At 47.1% G+C, this 1,938-nt stretch carries 1 rRNA gene; it reads right to left on the reverse strand.

Going from position 1 to position 1,938, the window contains the following annotated elements:
* Nucleotides 1–129 precede the first annotated feature (129 nt).
* Nucleotides 130–1,629 (reverse strand): 16S ribosomal RNA (locus tag QSJ47_RS08065).
* Nucleotides 1,630–1,938: the final 309 nt, after the last annotated feature.

Consider the following 1,938-nt stretch of genomic DNA (forward strand, 5'->3'; position numbering starts at 1 on the left):
TTAAATCAAAGATAAGGGCTATTCTAACAAAAATTTAATGAGGGAGAATTTAAACAAACCCTAACACCTAAGCAAGAGAGCCTTGAGCCTTGTCCTTAAGACAACGAAGTCTTAAAGGGGTTCTCTAAGAAAGGAGGTGATCCAACCGCAGGTTCACCTACGGTTACCTTGTTACGACTTCACCCCAGTCGCTGTGTGTGCCGTGGGCAGTAGCTACCTTAGCATCCTGACTTAAGGCAAACACAACTCCCATGGTGTGACGGGCGGTGAGTACAAGACCCGGGAACGTATTCACCGCAACATGGCTGATTTGCGATTACTAGCGATTCCAGCTTCATGCAGGCGAGTTGCAGCCTACAATCCGAACTGAGAGATGTTTTTAAGATTGGCTCAGCTTCGCAGCATTGCATCTCTTTGTGCATCCCATTGTAGCACGTGTGTAGCCCTAGGCGTAAGGGCCATGATGACTTGACGTCGTCCTCACCTTCCTCCTGCTTACGCAGGCAGTCTTCTTAGAGAGCTCAGCTTAACCTGTTAGCAACTAAGAAAGAGGGTTGCGCTCGTTGCGGGACTTAACCCAACATCTCACGACACGAGCTGACGACAGCCGTGCAGCACCTGTTTTCAGGGTCTAGCAAGCTAGACACTCCGCTATTTCTAGCAGATTCCTTCAATGTCAAGCCTAGGTAAGGTTCTTCGTGTATCTTCGAATTAAACCACATGCTCCACCGCTTGTGCGGGTCCCCGTCTATTCCTTTGAGTTTTAATCTTGCGACCGTACTCCCCAGGCGGGATGCTTAAGGCGTTAGCTGCATTACTGGGAGGACAAAGCCCCCCAACAACTAGCATCCATCGTTTAGGGCGTGGACTACCAGGGTATCTAATCCTGTTTGCTCCCCACGCTTTCGTGCAATCAGCGTCAGTATTGTTCCAGCAGGTCGCCTTCGCAATGAGTATTCCTCTTGATCTCTACGGATTTTACCCCTACACCAAGAATTCCACCTACCTCTCCCACACTCTAGGGTTGTAGTTTCAAATGCAGTTCTATGGTTAAGCCATAGGATTTCACACCTGACTTACAACCCCGCCTACGCACTCTTTACGCCCAGTGATTCCGAGTAACGCTTGCACCCTCCGTATTACCGCGGCTGCTGGCACGGAGTTAGCCGGTGCTTATTCGTGAGATACCGTCATTATCTTCTCTCACAAAAGGAGTTTACAATCCTAAAACCTTCATCCTCCACGCGGCGTTGCTGCTTCAGGCTTGCGCCCATTGAGCAATATTCCCTACTGCTGCCTCCCGTAGGAGTCTGGACCGTGTCTCAGTTCCAGTGTGTCCGTTCACCCTCTCAGGCCGGATACCCGTCATTGCCTTGGTGAGCCTTTACCTCACCAACAAGCTGATAGGACATAGACCAATCCTTTAGCGATAAATCTTTCCCCCGTAGGGTAATATTTGGTATTAATCACCATTTCTAGTGGCTATCCCAAACTAAAGGGCATGTCATCTATGCGTTACTCACCCGTGCGCCACTAATCCACCTAGCAAGCTAGGCTTCATCGTTCGACTTGCATGTATTAGGCACGCCGCCAGCGTTCACTCTGAGCCAGGATCAAACTCTCCATAAAGTTAAGTTTATCCTAAACTGGCTCTGTGCTTGATAGATTTCTCTATAAGCACTTAAAGATTACTCTGTTAAGACTAAGTTGTGTCAAAAACTAGAGTTCTTAAAAGCCAAAACAAAATTTAAAAACAAAAATTTGGCTTCAAGACTCTCTTGCTTAAATGTCAAAGATCGTTGCGTTAAGTTTAAGTGCTTTTTTAAAACCGCTTTGGCTTTTTAACCTTTGGATTTTTAAACCGCTTTAAACTTTGGCAAAGTGCGATTATATGCTTTTGAAGCTTAAGGGTTGCTTAAATGGGGGGGAGGTTTTAGC

Origin of the sequence: Helicobacter sp. NHP22-001, from assembly GCF_030270165.1 — a bacterium.
GTDB classification, from domain to species: domain Bacteria; phylum Campylobacterota; class Campylobacteria; order Campylobacterales; family Helicobacteraceae; genus Helicobacter; species Helicobacter gastrofelis.